This is a genomic window from Streptomyces sp. CB02261 (assembly GCF_001905665.1).
In the GTDB taxonomy this organism is placed as follows: domain Bacteria; phylum Actinomycetota; class Actinomycetes; order Streptomycetales; family Streptomycetaceae; genus Streptomyces.
Genome location: NZ_LIVX01000002.1, coordinates 547,634 through 561,931 on the forward strand (window position 1 = coordinate 547,634; position 14,298 = coordinate 561,931).

13 protein-coding genes are annotated in these 14,298 nt (G+C 72.4%); 3 read left to right on the top strand and 10 right to left on the bottom strand.

Annotation, left to right across the window (positions count from 1 at the left end):
- Nucleotides 1–54: 54 nt before the first annotated feature.
- The 6 genes from AMK29_RS08005 to AMK29_RS08030 form a co-directional block, all read right to left on the bottom strand.
- Entirely contained in the window at nucleotides 55–1,107 is a 1,053-nt protein-coding gene (locus tag AMK29_RS08005) for a BMP family lipoprotein (RefSeq protein ID WP_073809737.1), read from the bottom strand.
- 327 nt (nucleotides 1,108–1,434) lie between these two features.
- Nucleotides 1,435–2,655: an amidohydrolase gene (locus AMK29_RS08010; protein WP_073809742.1), complete on the bottom strand. Its 1,221-nt coding sequence runs from the start codon at nucleotides 2,653–2,655 to the stop codon at nucleotides 1,435–1,437.
- A 116-nt stretch (nucleotides 2,656–2,771) separates the two neighbouring features.
- Nucleotides 2,772–3,923 carry a hypothetical protein gene (locus tag AMK29_RS08015; protein ID WP_073809746.1) on the bottom strand — a complete coding sequence of 384 codons (1,152 nt, stop codon included), beginning with the start codon at nucleotides 3,921–3,923 and terminating at the stop codon, nucleotides 2,772–2,774.
- Nucleotides 3,920–4,813, bottom strand: a complete 894-nt coding sequence (locus AMK29_RS08020; protein WP_073809752.1) for an N-acetylneuraminate synthase family protein — start codon at nucleotides 4,811–4,813, stop codon at nucleotides 3,920–3,922. The genes AMK29_RS08015 and AMK29_RS08020 overlap by 4 nt, the downstream gene beginning before the upstream one ends.
- A gap of 11 nt (nucleotides 4,814–4,824) precedes the next feature.
- A complete protein-coding gene (locus AMK29_RS08025; protein WP_241845204.1) occupies nucleotides 4,825–6,090 on the bottom strand; it encodes an acylneuraminate cytidylyltransferase in 1,266 nt (421 codons plus the stop codon).
- Nucleotides 6,090–7,379: a DUF6716 putative glycosyltransferase gene (locus AMK29_RS08030; protein WP_073809756.1), complete on the bottom strand. Its 1,290-nt coding sequence runs from the start codon at nucleotides 7,377–7,379 to the stop codon at nucleotides 6,090–6,092. Before AMK29_RS08030 ends, AMK29_RS08025 begins: the two co-directional genes overlap by 1 nt.
- 219 nt (nucleotides 7,380–7,598) lie before the next feature.
- Here AMK29_RS08030 and AMK29_RS08035 point away from each other — a divergent pair, with 219 nt between their 5' ends.
- Together AMK29_RS08035 and AMK29_RS08040 are read left to right on the top strand one after the other, a co-directional pair.
- Nucleotides 7,599–8,627, top strand: coding sequence for a glycosyltransferase family 2 protein (locus tag AMK29_RS08035; RefSeq protein WP_073809761.1), 1,029 nt, complete (start codon nucleotides 7,599–7,601; stop codon nucleotides 8,625–8,627).
- Nucleotides 8,624–9,961, top strand: a complete 1,338-nt coding sequence (locus AMK29_RS08040) for a polysialyltransferase family glycosyltransferase (RefSeq protein WP_073809769.1) — start codon at nucleotides 8,624–8,626, stop codon at nucleotides 9,959–9,961. The genes AMK29_RS08035 and AMK29_RS08040 overlap by 4 nt, the downstream gene beginning before the upstream one ends.
- A gap of 55 nt (nucleotides 9,962–10,016) precedes the next feature.
- Here the strand turns inward: AMK29_RS08040 and AMK29_RS08045 are convergent, their stop codons facing one another.
- The 4 genes from AMK29_RS08045 to AMK29_RS37765 form a co-directional block, all read right to left on the bottom strand.
- Nucleotides 10,017–10,838, bottom strand: coding sequence for a MerR family transcriptional regulator (locus AMK29_RS08045; protein WP_073809773.1), 822 nt, complete (start codon nucleotides 10,836–10,838; stop codon nucleotides 10,017–10,019).
- A gap of 36 nt (nucleotides 10,839–10,874) precedes the next feature.
- Entirely contained in the window at nucleotides 10,875–11,528 is a 654-nt protein-coding gene (leuE, locus tag AMK29_RS08050; protein WP_073809777.1) for a leucine efflux protein LeuE, read from the bottom strand.
- An 80-nt stretch (nucleotides 11,529–11,608) separates the two neighbouring features.
- The gene (locus AMK29_RS08055) at nucleotides 11,609–13,189 is read right to left on the bottom strand and encodes an acyl-CoA mutase large subunit family protein (RefSeq protein WP_073809780.1); all 1,581 of its coding nucleotides are present in this window, start codon (nucleotides 13,187–13,189) and stop codon (nucleotides 11,609–11,611) included.
- A gap of 280 nt (nucleotides 13,190–13,469) precedes the next feature.
- A complete protein-coding gene (locus AMK29_RS37765) occupies nucleotides 13,470–13,643 on the bottom strand; it encodes a hypothetical protein (RefSeq protein ID WP_338012730.1) in 174 nt (57 codons plus the stop codon).
- Here AMK29_RS37765 and AMK29_RS08060 point away from each other — a divergent pair.
- The gene (locus AMK29_RS08060) at nucleotides 13,642–14,265 is read left to right on the top strand and encodes a L,D-transpeptidase family protein (protein WP_311775879.1); all 624 of its coding nucleotides are present in this window, start codon (nucleotides 13,642–13,644) and stop codon (nucleotides 14,263–14,265) included. The genes AMK29_RS37765 and AMK29_RS08060 overlap by 2 nt on opposite strands.
- The last annotated feature ends 33 nt before the right edge of the window (nucleotides 14,266–14,298 follow it).

Here is a 14,298-nt window from a genome sequence, read left to right on the forward strand (position 1 = left end):
TGGCGGGGTGCCACCGTTCCGGGCCCGCGGGCTCAGGTCGTGACCTGCGTGTCCTTACGGAGCGGTCTTGACCGTGATCTTGCCGTCGACGATGTCCTTCTTCGCCTTCTCCACGGCGGCGGTGACATCGGTCATCTTCTTGTACGCCGGGTTGGAGTCGGCCAGGCCGACGCCGTCCGTGGCGAGGCCGTAGCGGATCTCACCGGTCTGCGGCTTGCCGTCCTTGACCGACTTGATCAGGTTGAAGACGGAGTCGGAGACGTCCTTGGTGACCGAGGTCAGGATGTGCTCCTTGTAGGAGGCCAGACCCGCCTGGTTGTACTGGTCGGAGTCGACGCCGATGGCCCACTTGCCCGCGGTCGCGGCGGCCTCGATCGAGCCGGAACCGGCCAGACCGGCGGCGGCGTAGATCACGTCGGCGCCCTTGTCGAGCTGGCCCTGCGCGGCGGCCTTGCCGAGGTCGGGCTTCGAGAAGCCGTCGAAGTTCGGCGGCTGGGTCAGGTACTGGACGAGCACCTTCGCCTTGGGGTTGGTGTCCTTGACGCCCTGCGAGAAGCCCGCCTCGAACTTCTTGATCAGCGGGACCTCGACACCGCCGATGAAGCCGACCGTGCCGGTCTTGGACGCCTTGGCGGCGGCGACGCCGGCCAGGTAGGAGCCCTGCTCCTCGTTGAAGACGAGGTTGGCGATGTTCGGGCCGGTCTTCGACGTGTCGTCGATGAGGCCGAAGGTGGTCTTCGGGTAGGCCTTGGCGACCTTCTCGATCGCCGGCGCGTAGGCGAAGCCGACGCCGATGACCGGGTTGTTGCCGGCGCGGGCGAGAGCGGTGAGGCGCTGCACCTTGTCGGCGTCGCCCTCACCCTCGGAGGGCTCGGCCTCGGAGCCCTTGACGCCGAGCTCGTCCTCGGCCTTCTTCAGGCCCGCGTAGGCGGCGTCGTTGAAGGACTGGTCGCCACGGCCGCCGATGTCGTACGCGATGGCGGCCTTGGCCGCCTTCGAGTCCGTGTCGGAACCGGAGTCCGTCGAAGACTTGCCACACGCGGTGGCGGAGAGGGCGAGCGCCGCGGAGGCGATGCCCACGGTCGTGATCCTGGTGATCCGGCGCAAGAGGAGGGTCCCTTCAAGACTGACCGAAAGCGCCTCTTCCGGCGCTGGTTTCGCGGCGATCGTAACGCGCGTAGATGTCAGTTAAAGACCCGTTCATGAGTCGTTATCGGATCGTCGCGAACCGGCCAGCCGAGGCGACCGGGGGCGTTCGGCCCGGTACGGCCGGTTATACCGCCGCGAACGGACGGCGGGGCGGGTCCCGGGGACGCGCCACGCCGGGGGATGGGCCGAAGGGAGGAACGGGGTCGGCCGGACGGACGAGGGCCCGTCCGGCCGGGAATCAGCGGTCCGGCGGCCGGACGGACGAGAGGCCCGTCCGGGCCGGGATCAGCGGTCCGGTGTGGCGTCGAGCAGGGCCGCGGCCGTGAAGAGCTCCACCGCGGTCTCGATGCAGCGCTCGTCCACGTCGAAGTCGCCCGCGTGCAGATCGCGGACACGGGTGTCGCCGGGGGTGCGGACGCCGAGACGGGCCATGGCGCCGGGGACGTGCTCCAGGTACCAGGAGAAGTCCTCGCCGCCGAGGCTCTGCTCGGTGTCCTCGATCGCGTGCGTCCCGCGGCGCGCGACCATGGCGTCGTGGAGCAGTTCGGTGATGCCCGGGTCGTTGACGACCGGCGGGACGCCACGGACGTAGTTCACGGTCGACTTCGCCCGGTGCAGGGTCGCGATCTCGTCGATCGCCGCGTGCACCAGGTCGGGGGCCTCGCGCCAGGTCGGCAGGTCGAGGCAGCGGACGGTGCCGGAGAGCTCCGCGTGCTGGGGGATGACGTTGGGCGCGTGGCCGGACTCGATGCGGCCCCAGGTGACCGAGAGGCCGGAGCGGGCGTCGACGCGGCGGGCCAGGACGGCGGGGACGTCGGTGGCGACCCGGGCGGCGGCCGTGACGAGGTCGGTGGTGAGGTGCGGGCGGGCGGTGTGGCCGCCGGGCCCGTCGAGGGTGACCTCGAGACGGTCGCAGGCCGAGGTGATGGCGCCGGCGCGCAGGCCGATCTTCCCGGCGTCGACCCGCGGGTCGCAGTGGAGGGCGATGATCCGGCCGACCCCGTCCAGGACCCCGGCCGCGACGGCGTCGGCGGCGCCACCGGGGAGGACCTCCTCGGCGGGCTGGAAGATCAGCCGTACGGCGTTGGGCAGCAGGCCCTGCCGGTCGAGCTCGGCCAGGACGAGTCCGGCGCCCAGGACGGTGGTGGTGTGGACGTCGTGTCCGCAGGCGTGCGCGCGGTTGGCCACCGTCGAGCGGTAGGCGACGGTCTTGACGTCGGGGATCGGCAGCGCGTCGAGGTCGGCACGGATCGCCAGCATGGGACGGCGCGGGTCAGGGGTGCCGATGTCACAGATGAGTCCGGTGCCTGCCGGCAGGACCTGCGGCGCGAGGCCGGCCGCCTCGAGGCGGGCCTTCAGCGCGGCGGTCGTACGGAACTCCTGGTTACCGAGCTCCGGGTGCATGTGCACGTCCCTGCGGAAGGCGATGAGCTCGACGCGCAGGGGGTCGGACAGCGTTCCGGGCAGGGTGACGGAGTCTGGCTCGCGGGACTTCAACTGGTTCACCTTTTGAAGGGTAGGCCTTCAGACAGGTCAACTGCCCGTTGATCACGAAAAGTTCAACCCGTTAGGGGAAAGAAACTCCGTTCACCAGGCATGAAGGCCGCTCCATGTGGGTAGGGTCACCCGAATCCGAGCCGGTCGGCGGGGCTCGCCGCCCGTGCGGTGAGCCGGTCGACCTCGAGGGCGGCGGTGCCCGCCACGCCGGACAGAAAGCCCTGCGCGCGCGGTGAGGCGCTCCCCCGCAGCCACTCCGGCGCGATCTCGCAGACCGCGACCCGCACCCCGGTCCCGGCGAGGGCGAGCGGCAGGGTGTGCACCACCGTGGACGGGAAGCTGACGATCGTCCGGCCCACGGGGCCCCGGCGGGCGATCAGCTCCAGCGGCAGCTCGGGCCGGACCACCTGGAGCCCGGTCTCGACCGCGATCCGGTGCAGCTTCTCGGCGCTCTCCCTGCGGTGCGCGAAGTAGCGGGTGGCGCCGTGGGTGCGGGCGAGCTCCCCCACCACCCGGTCGTAGTGGCCCGCGTCGACCACGCCCGTCTCGACGAGCGAGGTGCCCACCAGGTCCGCGCCGCCCGTGAGCAGCGGCGGGCCGAACCGGGTGCGGGTCCAGGCGAAGGAGTTCTCGGTGACCTCGATGCCCTCGGGGGCCTCGACGGGCAGCGAGGTGAAGATCTCGACCGTACGGCCGCGGGCCGGGGCGAGGCGCCGCCGGGCGAGGGAGGTCACCGGGGCGAGGACCAGCTCGCGCGGCCCGAGGCGGCCCTTGCGGTGCCAGCGCACCAGGCGCTCGCCGCGGCCGATCTGGGCGGCGAACTCCATGGTCGCGGTGCCGTCGTCGACCACCGTCAGGTGCCGGGGGCCGAACAGGGTCAGGAGCAGTTGGACGTACCGGGAGAACGGGTCCCCGATGATCACCCGCTCCGCCGAGCGCAGCGGCCGGGCGAGCTGCCTCAGGGTGCGGACGAGCGAGCCCCGGCCGCCGCGGGCCTCCTGCCAGTGGACGGTGACGCCCTCGTCGCGGGCCAGCTGGGCCATCCGGCGCAGCTGGCCACGCGACATGGGGTCGGTCGGCGAGAGGACGACGACCGTGAGGGGCGGGGTGGCGTCCGCCGCACCGGGCGCGCCGGCGGGCGGGGTGACATCCGCCGCGCCGGGCGCGCCCGGCGGCGCGGTGCGGGGCGCGTCCGGGGCGGCTGCCCGGGTGTGCGCCCATTCCAGGACGTTGAGGAGCTGGACCGGGCTCTCGACGAACGCCAGCTGCCCGGTCATGCGGCGACGAGCCCCTGGACCCGGCGGAGCTTCTTCATCGGGCCGAGCTCCGACTCGTAGACCTTCTTGACGCCGTCGCCGAGGGCGGCCTCGATGGTGCGGATGTCGCGGACCAGGCGCTGGAGGCCCTGCGGCTCGACGGAGGCGGCCTGGTCGGAGCCCCACATGGCGCGGTCGAGGGTGATGTGGCGCTCGACGAAGGTGGCGCCGAGGGCGACGGCCGCGAGGGTGGTCTGGAGGCCGGTCTCGTGGCCGGAGTAGCCGATCGGGACGTTCGGGTACTCCTCCTGGAGCGTCTGGATCACGCGGAGGTTGAGCTCCTCGGCCTTGGCCGGGTAGGTCGAGGTGGCGTGGCAGAGCAGGATGTTGTCGCTGCCGAGGACCTCGACGGCGTGCCGGATCTGCTTCGGCGTCGACATGCCGGTGGAGAGGATGACCGTACGGCCGGTGGCGCGCAGGGCGCGCAGCAGCTCGTCGTCGGTGAGGGAGGCGGAGGCGACCTTGTGGGCGGGGACGTCGAACTTCTCCAGGAAGGCGACGGCCTCGGTGTCCCACGGGGAGGCGAACCAGTCGATGCCGCGCTTCCTGCAGTGCTCGTCGATGGCGCGGTACTGGGTCTCGTCGAACTCGACGCGGTGGCGGTAGTCGATGTACGTCATCCGGCCCCAGGGGGTGTCGCGCTCGATGTCCCACTGGTCGCGGGGGGTGCAGATCTCGGGGGTGCGCTTCTGGAACTTGACGGCGTCGCAGCCGGCTTCGGCGGCCACGTCGATGAGGGCGAAGGCGTTGTCGAGGTCACCGTTGTGGTTGATGCCGATCTCGCCCGTGATGTAGACGGAGTGGCCCGGGCCTGCGGTCTTGTCGCCGAGGGTGCGGAGGCGGCTGTTCATGGTGCTGATCCTTAGGATTCGGGGGTGTTGAGCTCGGGTCCGAGGAGCCAGGCGGCGATCTCGCGGATCGCTCCGGAGCCGCCCGGGGTGACGGTGACCGCGCGGGCCGCGGCCCGTACGGAGTCGTGGGCGCTGCTCACCGCGACGGGCCAGCCGACGAGGTGGAAGCAGGGCAGGTCGTTGACGTCGTTTCCGGCGTAGAGCACGCGCTGCGGGTCGATGCCCTCGGCGTCGCACCACTCCTTGAGCGCCCGGTCCTTGCGGTCGATGCCGTGCAGGACGGGGATCTTGAGCTTGCGGGCGCGGGCGGCGACGACGGCGTTCTGCTCGGTGGAGAGGATGAGGACGGGGAGGCCGGCGCGGCGCAGGGCGGCGATGCCGAGGCCGTCGCCGCGGTGCGCGGAGACGAACTCGCGGCCGTCGGCGTCGAGGTGGACCCGGTCGTCGGTCTGGGTGCCGTCGAAGTCGAGGACCACGGCGTCGATGTCGGCGAAGCCGGGCGTGGCCGGGGTGTCGAGGAGCGGGGCGAGGGCGCGGGCGCGGGCCAGGTCGTGCGGGTCGTCGATCTCCAGGACCCGGGCGGGGTCGGTGACGACGAGCGCGGTGCGGCCGAAGAAGCGGTGCCCGTGGGTGCGGAACCCGGCCGCGTCCATGGCGTAGACGGCGCCGGTCTCCAGGTACTCCGGCTCCCGGTCCTGGCGGCGGGGGCGGTGCGCCTTGTCGTGGTTGACGCCGGTGGCGCCGTCCTCGACCGTGTCGCGCCAGAGGAAGCCGTGGGTGGGGGCCGCGGTGAAGGCCGTGTCGGCGGCGCCGGAGGTGACGCGCTCGGCGGTCTCGGCGACCTCCGCGGAGGTGAGGAAGGGGCTCGTGCACTGGACCAGGAGGACCACGTCGGCCGGGCGGCCGTGGGTGGCCTCGAAGGCGTCCATGGCGTGCAGGACGGCCGCCTCGCTGCTGGCGGTGTCGCCCGCGATCTCGGCGGGCCGGCGCACGGCCTCGGCGCCCGCGGTGCGGGCGGCGGCCGCGATGGCGGCGTCGTCGGTGGAGACCACGACGTGGGTGACGGGCCGGGCGCCGAGGCAGGCGTGCACGGCGCGGGACACCAGGGGGACGCCGGCCACCGGGGCGAGGTTCTTGGCGGGGACCCCCTTGGAGCCGCCCCGCGCGGGGATCACGGCGAGCACGGTGACGGGTTCCGTGGGCGGCTGAGCGGCCCTCGGGCGCGTGGCGGCGGGCTCCGTGGCCGGCTGCGCGGTCGGCCGGGCGGTGGCGGTCATCAGAGTTCTCCCAGGCGGCGGATGACGGGGGCGACGCGTTGCACGCCGTGGCGGTACGCGCCCCGCGCGGCCTCCCGGACGATCCGGCGCAGGCCGCTCTCGCGGGGCTCCGACGCGGTGACGTCCAGGCGGTGGCGGGCGAGGATCCCGGGCAGGTAGCCGGGGGCCGTCTCCGCGGTGTAGTAGGGGGCGATCGGGGGCAGCGCCGGAAGCGCCAGGAGTTCGGCGACCCGGTCACGGGCCGCGTCGAAGGCGCGCTCGTACGAGCCGTCGGAGGCGACGCCCTGCCGTGAGAGCCAGGTCTCGTCGGGGGTCGGGACGAGCCCCTTGTCGAGCCGGTCGAAGGAGGCCAGCAGGCCCGAACCGACGAAGTGGTGGTTGCCGAGCGCCTCCCGGACCCCGAGGTCGGTGAGGATCGCGGTGGGGATCCGGCGGTGCAGCGCTTCGAGCGCGGCCGTGGAGGAGACGGTGACCAGGAGGTCGGTGCGGTCGAGGACCTCGCCCATGTGTCCGTACACCAGACGGAAGTTGGCGGGCGGGTCCAGCTCGCGGACCAGCTTCTGGAAGGGGAACTCCTCCAGGTGCGTGGTGTGCTCGCCCGGCTTCGAGCGGAGCTTGAGGAGCACCTCGCGGCCCGGGTGGAGGCGGGCGTGGGATATGAGCCGCCGCAGCACGTGGGCGCGTTCCGCCCGGGTGGCGGGCACGGACGGCTGGGCGGCGAAGACCAGGGTGTCGCGGCCGGCCTCGGGGGCGTACGGCGCACCGCCCAGGAACGGCAGCGCGGCCTCCACGACCGACTCGGCCCCGGCGCCCACCCCCTCGTACACGGCGCGGAAGCGTTCGGCGTCGTGGCGGGAGTTGGCGAGGACGACATCGGCGCCGTGGCGCAGCAGCAGGCCGTCGGTGAGCTTCTCGTAGACGACACCGACGTAGCCGGTGACGATCACCGGGCGCCGCTCGGGGCCGAGGTCGGCCAGGCCCTGGAGGACGGCCCGGACGGTGCCGCCGACGAGGGCGAGGACGACGACGTCGTACCCCTCGCCGCGCGCCTCCGCGTCCCGTACCGCACGCAGGAACTCCGCGCCCGTCACCTCGCGCGGGGCGGTCGTGGACACCCCTGTCTCGGCGAGCTGGCGCGCGGTGGGCGTCGCCCGTCCGCGCAGGACGAATCCGGTGGGTTCGGCGGTCGCCGTGGTGATGCGGCGCGCGGTGAGGGCGCCCCATTTCCACCGGGTGTCGGAATCGGCGAGTACGGCGACCCGTACCGCTTCTCTGTTGCTTCCTTGCACGCCGAGGACGCTAGAAGGGCATTCCGCTTTCCGGCCCAACTGGACCACAACAACCGGTGAACAGACCCTCTCCGCCTGTTGAAGTGGGTCGGGATCCGGACGGGAAAAGGCCGGATCGGCCCGCGGGGAAGGGCGGTTAATCGTCCCGCCGCTTGGTGTTCACCGAACAGCTTCCCACCGGTCCATGGGAATGCCGGGGCGGCGCCTAGCGTCGGCCGCGTGGTCAAGCTCTCCGTCGTCGTGCCGTTCTTCAACGTGCAGACATACGCCCCCGACACCCTCACGAGCCTGCGGGCCAACGCCCGCGAGGACTTCGAGTTCCTGCTCGTCGACGACTGCTCGTCGGACGGGACTCCCGGACTCCTCGAACGGGCCGCGCGCGAGATCCCGGGTGCCGTCCTGATCAGGCACGAGCACAACGGGGGCCTCGCCACCGCCCGGAACACCGGTCTCGACGCCGCCCGCGGCACCTACGTCACCTTCCTCGACGGGGACGACTGGCTCGCCCCCGGCTACTACTCCCGCCTGGTCGCGGCCGCCGAGGACCTCGGCTGCGACTTCCTCCGCACCGACCACGTCTCCGTCACCGGGCGGAACCGCGGCATCCGCCGGGCGCCCGTCCCCCGGCGCGGCGAGGTGCTGAACCCGCGGGACGCGATCCTGCCGGCGCACCGGACGACCTCGGTCGACTACCCGTACGCCTGGGCGGGGATCTACCACCGGCGACTCCTGGACCGCGGCCTCCTGCACTTCACGCACGGCCTGCGGACGGCCGAGGACCGGCCGTGGATCTGGAGACTGCACCGCGAGGCGGAATCGTTCGCCGCGATCGGTGAACTCGGCGTCTTCTACCGGCGCGGGGTCGCCACTTCGCTCACCCAGATCGGCGATGTACGGCAATTGGATTTCATCCGCGCATTCGACCAGGTGATCGAGGAAACGGCGAAGGACGCGGACGCGGACCTTCTTCTTCCCAAGGCCGTCCGCACCTATTGCGCGGTGATCTCCCATCACATCGGTTCGATCGACAAATTCGAACCGGAGGTGGCCCGCCAATTGAAGGCGATGAGCGCGGGCGCGTTGCGGCGGATGCCGCAGACGGTCCTCGACGAGGCCCTCGCGGCGATGGGCGGGGACCGCGCGACGATGCTGCGCAGACTGCGCCGCCGCCGCCCGGCGCCACCGCCGGCCCCGGGCGCGGGCCCGGGTGCCGGTGCCGGCGCGGCCTCCGCGGAGGTGGCCGCGTGAGCGCCCGCCGGACCACCCAGATCTTCTGCGCCTCCACCCTCTACGGGGCGGTGACGCTCGCCGCCGCCGTGGACAGCGGCTGCTTCGGCACCGCCGACCGCCGGATCCTCCTCGTCACCAACAACGCGGCCGTGCCCGAGACCACCCCGGCCCTCGACGAGGCCGAGGGCTTCGACCGGCTGCGCGCCCGCTTCGACTCCGTGCTGTCCTGGAACGAGACGATCTCCCCGCTCCACCCGGGCGGCTGGATCCCGCGCCCGAGCGATCTGCCGCTGCTCCAGCGCCATCTGCGCAAGCTCTGGGACCTGGGCGACGACCGCGTCGAACTCGCCCTGGAGTCGATCCAGGTGACGCCCGCGCTCGCCATCGCCCAGCTGCTGCCCGACGCGCCGATCACGGTGTACGCGGACGGGCTGATGAGCTACGGGCCGACCCGGAACAAGATCGATCCGCTGATCGGCGGCCGGGTCGGCCGGCTGCTCCACCTGGACCTCGTCACCGGCCTCTCGCCGCTGCTGCTCGCCGAGTTCGGGGCCGTGCCGGAGGCCGTACCGACGGAGGCGTTCACCCAGGTCGTCGAGGAACTCGCGGGCTCCGGGGCGGCCGGGTCGCACGGGGACGGGCCCGCCCTGCTCCTCGGCCAGTACCTGGCGGCGCTCAACCTGCTGACCGCCGCGGAGGAGGAGGAGCTGCACCTGCGGATGGTCAGGGGCGCGGTCGCCCGAGGCCACCGGCGGCTCGTCTTCAAGCCGCATCCGACGGCGCCCGACGCCTGGTCGCGGACGCTGGTGCGCGAGGCGGAGGAACTCGGCGCCGAACTGACCGTCGAGCACCGGCCGGTACTGGCCGAGGTCCTCTACGGCGAGCTGCGGCCCGCGCTCGTCGTCGGCTGCTTCTCCACGGCGCTGCTGACCGCGCGGACGTTCTACGGGCTGCCGGTCGCCCGGGTCGGCACGGACACCCTCCTCGAACGGCTCGCCCCGTTCCAGAACAGCAACCGCATCCCGCTGACCGTCGTGGACGCCGTCGTACCGCCCCTGGAGGACGGCACCGGCGACGGCGGTGCGCCGGTCGGTGACGCGGTGACCACGGAGCAGCTGAACGACCTGGTCGCGGCCGTCGGCTTCGCGATGCAGCCGAAGATCCGGCCGGAGCTGCGGGAGCCGGCGGTACGGCACCTCTCGGGCCCGCTCGCCGAGCGCACCCGGCACCACTTCACCCGCCGCCGCCTCACCGTCCTCGACCTGCCCGGCGGGCTCCCGCTCCCCCGGCACCCGAGGGTCCGCCACCTGGCGCGGCGCGCGCTGCGGCTGCGCAAGGCGCTGAAGCGGTAGCGGGGGACGCCCGCGGGGCCCGGGACGGGTCCCGGGCCCCGCGGCGGACGCGCGCTCAGGCGCGGACGATCGCCTCCTGGAGCTCCGTGACCCACTGCGCGCGGTCCTCCGGGCACTCCAGGTACAGCTCACGGGCGTAGCGCCGCGACCGGTAGCCGTTGGCCTCGATCCAGCGGGCCAGGGTCTGCGCGGTCGGCAGGACGGTGTCCATCGAGCCCCGGTGGACGACGGTCGCCGCCTCGTCGATGCCGGGCAGGACGTGCACCTCGACGCCCTCCACGGCCGTCCCCTCGGGGACCGTCACGCAGGCGTGCACGACGACCGAGCCGTCGCCCCTGCCCGCGTCCTCGTAGTACGCGATCCCCGGGCCGGACCCGGTGACCCCCGCGGCCTCGAGCCGGCCGCACAGCTCGTCGTACAGCGGGCCGATGACCGGCCCGATGTCGTGCGGGCCGAAGCTCGCGGCGACCGCGCTCAGCTCGGCGACGCGGACGGCGGGGATCTTCTTGACGACGACGTCCTGGGTGGACATGCGTCCCTCGCTCTCGATGGCTCGGAGCCGCGCGCCGACCTGGACGAGCCGGGCCCGCGCCTCCACCAGGGCCGCTTCCAGCTCGGCGTGGCGCAGGCGCAGCATCTCCCGCAGCCCGTCCGCGTCGATCTGCTCGTCGAGGATGGCGCCCACCTCTCCGAGGGTGAAGCCGAGGTCCTTGAGCGCGATGACACGGTTGAGCCGGGCGAGCTGGTCCGCCTCGTAGAAGCGGTAGCCGCTGTGCGGGTCGACGTGGGCCGGGCGCAGCAGTCCGATGGCGTCGTAGTGGCGCAGCATCCGGACCGACACCCGCCCGTGCCGGGCGAAGTCTCCGATGGTGAACATGACGCCCCTACGGAACGGGCTCACACGGTGTGAGGGTCAAGCGGCGCTGCTGAGGGAGAGCTTCGCGGCGAAGCCGAGGAAGAGTGCTCCCGCGGCGGAGGTCGCGCCGGCCGAGAGCTTCCTGCGGCGGCGGAACGTGGCGGCGAGGCGCGTCCCGCCGAAGATGAGCGTCGTCAGGTAGAGGAAGCTGCCGAGCTGGAGCAGGCCGCCGAGGACCAGGAAGGAGAGCGCCGGGTAGGCGTAGGAGGGGTCCACGAACTGCACGAAGAACGAGATCAGGAAGAGGATCGCCTTCGGGTTGAGCAGGCTGATGACGAGCGCGCGGCGGTACGGGCGCTCCACCGGCCCGCCGGCCGTGGCCGTCTCGGGCTCCGCCGTTTCGCCCCGGCCGCGCCACATCGCCCAGGCCGCCCGCAGCATCCCGTACGCCATCCAGGCCAGATAGCCGGCGCCCGCGTACTTCACGATCATGAAGAGGAGCGGGGTGGTCTGCAGCAGCGAGGCGGCGCCGAGCGCGGCGAGGGTCATGAGGACCGTGTCGCCGGTGAAGACGCCGGCGGCGGCCTTGTACCCGGTCCGGGTGCCCTTGCGGGCGGCGACGGACAGCACGTACAGCGAGTTCGGCCCCGGCAACAGAATGATGAGGACGAGCCCGGCGAGATAGGTCGGCAGATCGGTGACACCCAGCATGCTGCGGAGTGTCGCACACAGGTGCGACACTCCGCTGTGACCTGCGTCGTGAGCGGTCCTGGACGGAGCCGCCGGCGGCCCTAGAAGGCGTCGCTCGGGACGTACGTGCCCCAGACCTCGCGCAGGGCGTCGCAGACCTCGCCGACCGTGGCCCGGGCCCTGAGGGCGTCCTTCATCGGGTACAGGACGTTGGCCGTGCCCTCGGCCGCCTTCTTCAGGGCGGCGAGCGCCGCGTCCACGGCCGCGGTGTCGCGCTCGGCGCGCAGCCTGGCGAGGCGCTCGGCCTGCTGGGCCTCGATCGCCGGGTCGACGCGGAGGGGCTCGTAGGGCTCCTCGACGTCGATCGTGTAGCGGTTGACGCCGACGACGACCCGCTCGCCGCTGTCGGTCTCCTGGGCGATCCGGTAGGCGGAGCGCTCGATCTCGTTCTTCTGGAAGCCGCGCTCGATCGCGGCGACGGCGCCGCCCATGTCCTCGACCCGGCCCATCAGCTCCAGGGCCGCCGCCTCCACGTCGTCGGTCATCTTCTCGACGACGTAGCTGCCGGCGAAGGGGTCGACGGTGGCGGTCACGTCCGTCTCGTACGCCAGGACCTGCTGGGTGCGCAGCGCGAGGCGGGCGGACTTGTCCGTCGGCAGGGCGATGGCCTCGTCGAAGGAGTTGGTGTGCAGCGACTGCGTGCCGCCGAGGACGGCCGCGAGGCCCTGGACGGCGACGCGCACCAGGTTGACCTCGGGCTGCTGGGCGGTGAGCTGCACGCCGGCGGTCTGGGTGTGGAAGCGGAGCATCAGCGACTTGGGGTTCTTCGCGCCGAACTCCTCCTTCATGACCCGGGCCCAGATCCTGCGGGCCGCCCGGAACTTGGCGACCTCCTCCAGGATCGTCGTGCGGGCCACGAAGAAGAAGGAGAGCCGGGGCGCGAAGTCGTCCACGTCCATGCCGGCGGCGACGGCGGTCCGGACGTACTCGATGCCGTCGGCGAGGGTGAACGCGATCTCCTGCGCGGGCGAGGCTCCCGCCTCGGCCATGTGGTAGCCGGAGATCGAGATGGTGTTCCACCTGGGGATCTCGGTCCGGCAGTACTTGAAGATGTCGGCGATCAGCCGCAGCGAGGGCTTCGGCGGGAAGATGTACGTGCCGCGGGCGATGTACTCCTTGAGCACGTCGTTCTGGATGGTGCCGGTCAGCCGGTCGGCCGGCACGCCCTGCTCCTCGCCGACGAGCTGGTAGAGGAGGAGCAGGAGGGCGCCGGGGGCGTTGATGGTCATCGACGTGGAGACCTTGTCGAGCGGGATCCCGTCGAACAGGATCCGCATGTCGTCGATCGAGTCGATGGCGACGCCGACCTTGCCGACCTCGCCCGAGGAGATCGGCGCGTCCGAGTCGTGGCCCATCTGCGTCGGCAGGTCGAAGGCGACGGAGAGGCCCATCGTGCCGTTGGCGATGAGCTGCTTGTAGCGGGCGTTGGACTCGACGGCGGTGCCGAAGCCCGCGTACTGGCGCATGGTCCAGGGCCGGCCGGTGTACATCGACGGGTACACGCCGCGGGTGAAGGGGTACGCGCCGGGCTCGCCCAGCTTCTCGGCGGGGTCCCACCCGTCCAGGGCGTCCGGTCCGTAGACCGGTTCGATGGGCAGTCCCGACTCCGACTCGCGCGCCATGCGTGGTGCCTCCCGATAGATGTGCCGGCTGGTTACTCAGCGGTACCGACCCCCGCGACGGACTGTAGCGGCGGGCGTCCGGGGGGTGGAGGGCAGCACGCTGGGACCTTCCTCACAGCATGCGCGGTCCCTGGTCGGCGCGCGCAACCACACACGCGCGAACCGCATCCCTACGTACACACGACACGTTCCGGGGGGCAATGATGATGCGGTCTTCTTCCGTCATACGCAGAGCGGTACTGGCAGCGGCCTCGGTGGCCCTCGCCACCGGCTGCACCGCTCAGGCGGCCGGCGCCGGGGGCGGCTCCGGCACGGCCACCCCGACGAAGGCGTCGACGACCGCCGCACCGACCGCGACCACCACGCCGACCGGGGACGGGACTCCGACGGACGACGGGAAGGCGCCGTCCCCTTCGGCCACGACGGCCACCGGGGAGCCCGGGTCCGAGGTCATGATGGGCGACGGGGACGAGAGCGAGCAGGTGCGTGAGCTCCAGGCGCGGCTGCGGCAGCTCGGTCACTTCGACCGGGCGCCCACGGGTTTCTACGGGACGATGACGGCCGGTTCGGTCAAGGCCTTCCAGCGGAAGTGGGACCTGCCCCGGACGGGTTCGGTCGACGGGGCGACCTGGCGGAAGCTGCTCGGGACGAGCCGGAAGCCGACCGCCGACGAACTGAAGCCGGCGACCACGAACGCGCTGGACACCCCCGACCCGCGGTGCATGACGGGCCGGGTGCTGTGCATCAGCAAGGAGAGCCGGACCCTCGCCTGGATGATCGACGGCAAGGTCGTCTCGGCGATGGACGTCCGGTTCGGCTCGGAGAACACCCCGACCCGGGAGGGCACGTTCGCCGTGGAGCGGAAGGTCCGCCAGGACTGGTCGAAGCTGTACCACACGCCGATGCCGCTCTCGATGTACTTCAGCCGCGGCCAGGCCGTGCACTACTCGTCGGACTTCGCGGCCCGCGGCTACAACGGCGGGTCGCACGGCTGTGTCAACGTCCGGGACCGGGCCAAGCTGACCACCCTCTTCGACCAGGTGAAGGTCGGCGACAAGGTCGTCGTCCACTGGTGACCCGGGAGGGGTGGAGAGAGGGCGCGGGTGGGA

Coding starts and splice junctions, on each gene's coding strand:
- AMK29_RS08055 (WP_073809780.1), bottom strand. CDS start 13,189: ATGGCGCGCGAGTCGGAGTCGGGACTGCCCATCGAACCGGTCTACGGA.
- AMK29_RS37765 (WP_338012730.1), bottom strand. CDS start 13,643: ATGACCTCGGACCCGGGCTCCCCGGTGGCCGTCGTGGCCGAAGGGGAC.
- leuE (WP_073809777.1), bottom strand. CDS start 11,528: ATGCTGGGTGTCACCGATCTGCCGACCTATCTCGCCGGGCTCGTCCTC.
- AMK29_RS08015 (WP_073809746.1), bottom strand. CDS start 3,923: ATGACCGGGCAGCTGGCGTTCGTCGAGAGCCCGGTCCAGCTCCTCAAC.
- AMK29_RS08060 (WP_311775879.1), top strand. CDS start 13,642: ATGATGGGCGACGGGGACGAGAGCGAGCAGGTGCGTGAGCTCCAGGCG.
- AMK29_RS08020 (WP_073809752.1), bottom strand. CDS start 4,813: ATGAACAGCCGCCTCCGCACCCTCGGCGACAAGACCGCAGGCCCGGGC.
- AMK29_RS08025 (WP_241845204.1), bottom strand. CDS start 6,090: ATGACCGCCACCGCCCGGCCGACCGCGCAGCCGGCCACGGAGCCCGCC.
- AMK29_RS08045 (WP_073809773.1), bottom strand. CDS start 10,838: ATGTTCACCATCGGAGACTTCGCCCGGCACGGGCGGGTGTCGGTCCGG.